5 protein-coding genes are annotated in these 6,620 nt (G+C 56.8%); 2 read left to right on the top strand and 3 right to left on the bottom strand.

Annotated features, from left to right (window positions below; translation table 11 throughout):
• Positions 1-86 precede the first annotated feature (86 nt).
• Both ACESNB_RS08090 and ACESNB_RS08085 read right to left on the bottom strand, forming a co-directional pair.
• A complete protein-coding gene (locus tag ACESNB_RS08090) occupies positions 87-809 on the bottom strand; it encodes a glutathione binding-like protein (protein WP_373006105.1) in 723 nt (240 codons plus the stop codon).
• A 42-nt stretch (positions 810-851) separates the two neighbouring features.
• On the bottom strand, positions 852-1,790 hold the full coding sequence (locus ACESNB_RS08085; protein WP_373006103.1) for a hydroxymethylglutaryl-CoA lyase: 939 nt from the start codon (positions 1,788-1,790) through the stop codon (positions 852-854).
• A gap of 141 nt (positions 1,791-1,931) precedes the next feature.
• Between ACESNB_RS08085 and ACESNB_RS08080 the strand changes: the two genes are divergently transcribed.
• On the top strand, positions 1,932-3,131 hold the full coding sequence (locus ACESNB_RS08080) for a CaiB/BaiF CoA transferase family protein (RefSeq protein WP_373006101.1): 1,200 nt from the start codon (positions 1,932-1,934) through the stop codon (positions 3,129-3,131).
• Positions 3,132-3,329: 198 nt separating this feature from the next.
• Positions 3,330-5,561, top strand: coding sequence for a TonB-dependent receptor (locus ACESNB_RS08075; protein WP_373006099.1), 2,232 nt, complete (start codon positions 3,330-3,332; stop codon positions 5,559-5,561).
• 153 nt (positions 5,562-5,714) lie between these two features.
• Here the strand turns inward: ACESNB_RS08075 and ACESNB_RS08070 are convergent, their stop codons facing one another.
• Positions 5,715-6,563, bottom strand: coding sequence for a TonB-dependent receptor domain-containing protein (locus ACESNB_RS08070; RefSeq protein WP_373006097.1), 849 nt, complete (start codon positions 6,561-6,563; stop codon positions 5,715-5,717).
• Positions 6,564-6,620: the final 57 nt, after the last annotated feature.

Genomic DNA, 6,620 nt, shown 5'->3' with positions numbered 1-6,620 from the left:
TGAAGGCGGCCTGCAGGGATTCACTGACGAACACCGCTCCATCCTTTGGGGCGAGCGGCAACACAAGGCCGGGCAGGCGTGATCGTCTAGCGTGAAACGGCGGCGTGCATGTGCTCGCCGAACATGTTCGACCATTCGTCCGGGCTGAGTTTCTGGTTGCGTCCCATATACTTGGCGGGCGCAGCCAGCTCGGGCCGCTGCATGGCACTCACCAAAGCCGGGCGCTTTGCGACGGTCTGGAACCAGCGGGACGTGGATGGATACATGGACAAGTCCACCCCCATAACGAATGACGCCGCCCGACCTGGCCAGACCGCTATGTCGGCAATCGTGTAGGTATCGCCCGCGAGATATTCTGATTCCGACAGCCGCTTCTCGAGCACCTGCAACAGGCGATTCAGCTCCTTCGTGTAGCGCTCAGCCGCATAGTCCTGACCCTTTGGTGCATAGCGCAGGAAATGGCTAGCCTGTCCGCCCATCGGGCCGAGGCAGGCACCCTGCCAAGTCAACCACTGAATGGCGCGGCTGCGCAATGGGCCTGAGTCGGGCAGGAATTTTCCGCTCTTCTCGGCAAGGTATTGCAGGATGGCGCCAGACTCGAACACGTTGAGCGGGCCTGAGCCATCATCCGGATCAAGGTCGACAATGGCGGGCAGCTTGTGATTTGGATTGATCCGCCCGAATTCCGGTGTGAGTTGGTCGCCAGCAAAGATATCATAGGTGTGCAACGTGTAGGGAAGAGCCGTCTCTTCGAGCATGATCGCGATTTTCTGGCCGTTTGGTGTCGCCGAATTGTGTAGTTCGATCATGGGTCTTTGGTCTTTCTGTTGACGATACCCTGCGCCGGTCAATCACACGCACACGCGTGCCGGTTCCGTTACGGACGGAAATCCACCCGAGCGGAGCAGAGCCGATGGGACTGCCTTCTTCAAGACCTCGTCCTGGAGCCATTCTGCGGCAGCGAGAAGCGAATCGAGAGAGAGGCCGGTTTCCACGCCCATTCGGCTGAACATGTAGACAAGGTCTTCCGTCGCCACGTTTCCCGTCGCGTTGGGAGCGAACGGACATCCCCCAATGCCGCCAATCGATGCATCGAGCGTCGTCGCGCCGCTCCGCCAGGCGGCATAGGCATTGGCAAGCCCCGTATTGCGGGTGTCATGGAAGTGGCATCGCAGCGGCACACCCGGCAAGGCCGCCCGCAGTGCGGCAACGCGTTGCTCGACGGCCAGCGGATCGGCGACGCCGATCGTGTCGGCAAGGGCAATTTCACCAAGGTCGAACGCGCCGGCCTGCTCTACCAGCGCGATGACTTTCGCGAGGGGGACTTCGCCCTCAAACGGACAGCCAAAGGCTGCGCCTATTGTCAGGCCAACCGGAATTCCCTCGGCGCGGGCGACGCTGACTGCTTCGCCAAGTTGGCGCATGGTCTCCATGGTGGTGGCGCCCTGGTTGCGCTTGTTGAACGTTTCGGACGCGAGCACGACGAAATTCACTTCATCCACATCCGCCTTCAATGCACGGTCCAGACCGCGGCGGTTGAGGACGAGGCCAGAAATGGCGATGCCTTCCTGTCGGAAAGCCGTCTCGCCGCGGATCGCCATCATCACCTCTTCCGCATCGGCCATCTGGGGGACGGCTTTTGAATTGACGAAACTCACAGCCTCGATTCGGCGAGCGCCGCTTGCCGCAGCCCGCTTGATGAGTTCGAGCTTTTGATGAGTCGGCACCAGATCAGGTTCGTTCTGCAAGCCATCACGCGGGGAAACTTCCACAATTTCGATTTTAGTCATTTTGGCCACTAAAGTATACAATTATGATGGAATAGGGACTATTTGGGCTTGAGCTGAGCAGTTTATCCATTGTATTGAATACAATGATGCGGCCCTGTTCGCAACCTAACTTAACGCGCGAGTATTGTTATGGACGGTGGTGTGCCCACAAAATCGACACCAGGACCACTGGACGGCATCCGTGTCGTCGAGATGGGGCAACTGATCGCCGGGCCGTTCTGCGGACAGTTGCTTGGCGACTTCGGCGCGGACGTCGTGAAGATCGAGCCACCCGGCGTGGGCGACCCGCTGCGTAAATGGGGCCAGCCCGGTTATCCGTTGTTCTGGGAACTCCTTGCGCGCAACAAGCGCACGGTCACGGCCAACCTTCGCACCGTTGAGGGGCAGGATATTGCCCGGCGACTGATTTTAGGTTCCGACATCCTGATCGAGAATTTTCGTCCCGGCACGCTGGAGGGATGGAATCTCTCGCCCGACAGTCTGCGGGAAGCCAATCCCGGCCTCATTGTCATCCGCGTTTCGGGGTATGGCCAGACGGGGCCTTATGCCACGCGCGCCGGGTTTGGCGGTATTGGCGAGGCCATGGGCGGCTGGCGGAACATAGTGGGCGAACCAGACCGTCCTCCTTCGAGGATGGGTGTATCCATCGGGGATAGCCTGGCAGCAACGTTTGCCTGCCTCGGCGCGCTGACGGCCCTGCATCATCGCAACAAGACCGGGGAGGGGCAGGTGGTTGATTCTTCCCTGTTCGAGTCAGTTCTCCATGTCATGGAGAGCCTTGTGCCGGACTATGCCGTTGGCGGCTACGTGCGCGGCCGTTCGGGATCGATTCTTCCGGGTGTTGCGCCATCGAACGTATATCCCTGCAAGGATGGCTATTATCTGATCGCTGCCAATCAGGACACGGTTTTCGCGCGCCTATGCGTCGCGATAGACCAGCCTTCGCTTAGCACCGATCCGCGTTATGCAACCCATGAGGCCCGCGGCGAGCACCAGAAGGAGCTCGACGCGCTGATCGAGGTCTGGACCCGCCAATATACCGTGGACGATGTCGAGGCCGCGATGGTTACCGCCGGTGTCCCGGCCGGGCGCATGTATACTGCCAAGGAAATGCTCGATGACGAGCATTTCAAGGCCCGCGAGTCCCTTATAGAGGTCGACCATCCGAAATGGGGCAAGCTTCCCATGCAGAACGCCTTTCCTAAACTGTCCGACACGCCCGGCTCTGTTCGCAGGCTCGCCTCGCAATCGGTCGGGCAGGACAATCGCGAAGTGTTCCGCGAGCTGCTGGGCCTCGATGATGCTGCGATCGACGAACTCGAACGCAAGGGGATTGTCTGATGCCAGCCCCTTCGGACGAACAGGCGGTATCGCAAAAAAGATCCTCTGTGAGCGGCTCATGGGTGTTGTATTTGTGCAATCCTGACCAGAAGAATGGGATCATAAAACGTCATCCCAGTTGACGATAAACCAATATAAATTTAAGTTGGTGTTGAATGACCTCACCAATAGAAGCGAGGTCTAACAAGGGAGGAAGAAATGCAGATCAATGCATTGTTGCTGAGCACCGGCATGGCCAGTGTTGCTATGTTTGGACAAGCAGTCGCGCAAACGGACGACTCCGATGCGCAAAACGAAGTACGGACCCTTAACCGGGTTGTGGTGACTGCGCAGAAGCGCGAACAAAGCTTGCAGGACGTGCCAATCTCGATGGAGGTTATCTCCGGTGACACGCTCGCTGACCTGCAGATTACCGATTTCCAGGCGCTTACAAAACTGACGCCGAACGTCTCCGTCCAGCTGACGGCCGGTAACAACGTTATCTACATTCGCGGATTCGGTTCGCCGCCAGCGAACTTCTCGTTCGACCAAGCCGTCAGTATGTATATTGACGGCGTCTACGCGGGCAAGGCCCGCCAGGCCCAGGCACCCTTCTTTGACATCGAGCGGGTAGAAGTCCTGCGCGGACCGCAAGGCGCCCTGTTCGGCAAGAACACGGCTGCGGGCGCTGTAAGCGTCGTGACAGCCGGACCTACGGAAGAAGTTGAGGGTGCCGCCACGGCGATCTACAATTTTGATCTTGAAGGAACGGAAATCTATGGCCACGTGGCCGGCCCGATCACCGATGACCTGTCGGCCCGACTGGCACTCCGGTTTGTTGATCAGGACGGCTATATTCTGAACGAAGCCAATGGCCGCAAGGAGCCGCAGGTTGAGCAGGCGCTTGCACGCCTGACGTTAAAATATGCACCGGATGGGCCGTTCGACTATACGGTCAAGGTCGATTACGGGGACAACCGCCGCACGGGTGGCATGAACGTATCCGGCTCGACGACGGAAGAGCAGGATCCTGACCTGACACGCTACAGTACGTATTCGACTATTGGCGAAGAGGGCACGGAAGCGACCTCCTGGATGGTGTCAGGTACCGGCAATCTTGAACTGGGCGACTACACGCTGACGTCGGTCACGGGCTATTCCATGTTCCGGTCGGACATCAATAATTATTTCGACCTTCAGAACCCGGTCGGCGGCGTCACTTTCCCAAGTGTTTTCAACTCCTACCCCGAACACTTCCGGCAAATGTCCCAAGAACTGCGTCTGTTGTCGCCGATCGGTGAGAAGTTCGAATATATCGTGGGCGCCTACTACGACACCTCGCGATACCAGCTCAGCCAGTTTACCGGCTTCTTCATTCCGGCCTTTGCCTATAACGGTCTCGAACGTTCGGACTTCGCGCAATGGTCCCAGTCCTATTCGATCTTTGGTCAGGGAACGTATCATTTCAGCGATACTATCCGAGCGATCGGCAGCCTTCGCTACACGAAGACCGAGAAGCGCGCCGGCTTCGATGGTGAACTGATCTACGGGCCTTATCCGCTGCGTCCTCTCACAGTCGCCAATGGATCAATCGACGAAGACAATGTCGATCCGTCGATCACAATGCAATGGGATGTAACGCCCGATCTCATGACCTACGCGACCTACGGCAAGGGTTCGAAGTCAGGTGGATTTGTCGGCAATACCTATGGTACGATCGACAGCACGTTCACCTATGAGCCCGAGAAGTCCGAGAATATCGAATTTGGTATCAAATCCACACTCCAGGATGGCACGATCGTTCTCAACGGTGCGATTTACGAAACCAAATTCGAGGACCTCCAGACGTCGGTCTATAACTCCACGATTTCGACCTACGTGACCGGCAACGCGGCCACGGCCAAATCGACGGGTGTTGAGGCGTCGATGTCATGGTTCGTGACACCTGATTTCGATCTGTCGGTCTCGGCTGCTTACCAGGATGCCAAGTACGAGGACTATCCCGGTGCGTCATGCCTTGCGTCGCAACCGATATCCGAATGCAATCCTGCTGATCCGGCCACAGTTGCTGCCAACAATATTGGCGGCACGCCGCTTCCGTACACGTCTGATTTCAGCGGAAACTTCCGGGCTCACTATCATGTTGATTTCGGGAACAATCTGAATCTCGAGAACATGCTGTCGGTTTCGGGACGTACCGAGTACTTCAACTCGGACAACCAGAACCCTGTCTATGGCTATCAGCCAGCTTACACAAAGATTGATCTTCGCGTCGAGCTCACGCCTGACGACGCGAAATGGCATATTGCGCTGGTCGGGAAAAATCTCACCGACCAGATCACGACCGGTAGTACGTTCAAACTGCCGACTCCGATTACCGAAGTGTCACGGGCCATCTTCTACATCGAAGAGCCACGGACCATCTCACTCGAAGCGGGCGTGAAGTTCTAGTCATAGTCCAAAACAATATCCTCCGATACAACTGAAGCGTCCTTGCCTCGGCAGGGGCGCTTTTTTGTATTGGTCTCAAAAATATGGCGAGAAATTCAGTAGAATGAGTAGTTTGGAGCATGGGTCATGACGCATTTGCGCATGCGAGGATAGTCAAAACGTGCCTTGTACCCTGATGCCCACTTCTCTTGGATGGAGCGGCGTCACGAACCGGGATGTGTCTGAGTGAATGATATCACCATAGGCAAAAGTCGCGACTTCGGCGTCGAGAATATTGTTCATGAAGAGGTTCAGCCGCCATTGCGCTGCAGAGAATTCGGCAGAGAGATTGGTGACGAAATATTCATCCGTCATTGCCGCAGAGTCGCCGAAGAAGGACGTGTTGGCTTGCCCGACATGGAGGCCGCTGAAATACGTTCGGGTATCAATTCCGAAAGCGGATCCCCAGTGCCGGGTTAGAGAGCCGCTTGCAATAAGGTGCGGAGATCCGGGCAAACTGTCGCCGGTAATGAGGATATCTGCGGCTGGATTGATGATCTCCGGATTAATGCCCGTCACACTTAAACCAACGTCGTTTCCCGCGATATTGAGCAATGCCAGTTCCGCTTCGAAACCCAGGTTCCTCGCCTCGCGCACATTACCCGTGTAGACAAATCCGTCTTCGATCAATTGATCAGTCTGAACACTTTTCCACGACTGGTAAAACGTGGCCGCATGAATGTTGACATGCCCATCAAGGAAAGCGCCCTTTGCGCCCAGCTCATAGTTCCACAATTCATCGCCGCTATGCTGGCTGTGTGACAGATCACCGACGCGGCCGAACACGTTGACGCCGTTTGGCCGGTAGCCTTCCGATGCCGACGCATAGAGCATATCGGCGCTTGAAGGTGTCCAGGATAATTCATAACGTGGCGCGAGGTGTAGCGCGACAATCTGGATGAGAGCAGCGCGACAATCAGGATGATAATCCTTGGCCGCGACGTGTTGAGATTGGCTGATCATTTTGTCGCGGGCAAGGGATTTTTGGCTGATGATTGTCGCGGAGCGTCAATTGGGCTG

It is taken from the genome of Hyphomonas sp. (assembly GCF_041689225.1).
Lineage (GTDB): Bacteria > Pseudomonadota > Alphaproteobacteria > Caulobacterales > Hyphomonadaceae > Hyphomonas.
Note: the sequence above shows the minus strand (reverse complement) of the source record. Positions and strands in the feature narration are given on the sequence as shown.

Bases quoted from the DNA above. Each gene is read 5' to 3' on its own strand.
- ACESNB_RS08070 (WP_373006097.1), bottom strand. From the start codon at position 6,563: ATGATCAGCCAATCTCAACACGTCGCGGCCAAGGATTATCATCCTGAT.
- ACESNB_RS08075 (WP_373006099.1), top strand. From the start codon at position 3,330: ATGCAGATCAATGCATTGTTGCTGAGCACCGGCATGGCCAGTGTTGCT.
- ACESNB_RS08085 (WP_373006103.1), bottom strand. From the start codon at position 1,790: ATGACTAAAATCGAAATTGTGGAAGTTTCCCCGCGTGATGGCTTGCAG.
- ACESNB_RS08090 (WP_373006105.1), bottom strand. From the start codon at position 809: ATGATCGAACTACACAATTCGGCGACACCAAACGGCCAGAAAATCGCG.